The sequence below is a fragment of the Streptomyces poriferorum genome, assembly GCF_019399235.1.
Taxonomy (GTDB): Bacteria; Actinomycetota; Actinomycetes; order Streptomycetales; family Streptomycetaceae; genus Streptomyces; species Streptomyces poriferorum.
This window is the reverse complement of record NZ_JAELVH010000615.1, coordinates 1-618: the sequence shown is the minus strand read 5'-3', so window position 1 is coordinate 618 and position 618 is coordinate 1. Positions and strand designations below refer to the sequence as shown.

Genomic DNA, 618 nt, shown 5'->3' with positions numbered 1-618 from the left:
GGGTGCGGGCTAGCCAGTGGAGTTTTTCGCGGCCGGTGGGGCGGGCGCGGAGGAGGTCGAGGAAGATTTCGGCGCCTGATTGTCATGAGCCGATGACGGTGATGTGTTCGGCTTCGAGGAGTTGTTGGCGGTGGTGGAGGTAGTCGGCGGAGTGGATGACGGGGACGGTTCCGGTGTCGGTGAGGGGTTTGAGGGGTTCGGGGAGCGCGGGTTCGGTGCCGATGCCGAGGGCGATGTTGCGGGTGTGGGCGCGGCCGAGGGCTTCGGCTTCACCGTGGGGGTCGAGTTGGGTGAAGTCGACTTCGAAGTGGGCGTGTTGGGGGTTCCAGCGGATGGCGTCGACTTGGTGGTTGAAGTGGAGGCTGGGGAGTTGTTGGCTGACCCAGCGGCAGTAGGCGTCGTATTCGGCGCGTTGGATGTGGAAGCGCTCGGCGAAGTAGAAGGGGAAGAGCCGGTCGCGGGTGCGTAGGTAGTTCAGGAGGGTCCAGGGGCTGGTGGGGTCGGCGAGGGTGACGAGGTCGGCGAGGAAGGGGACTTGGAGGCTGGCGCCGTCGATGAGGAGGCCGGGGTGCCAGTGGAAGGCGGGACGTTGGTCGTAGAAGGTGGCGGTGATGGGGG

Annotated in this window: 1 pseudogene; it reads right to left on the bottom strand. The window is 66.3% G+C overall.

Going from position 1 to position 618, the window contains the following annotated elements:
- Positions 1-618, bottom strand: a pseudogene (locus tag JGS39_RS40050) (SidA/IucD/PvdA family monooxygenase); the annotation flags it as partial.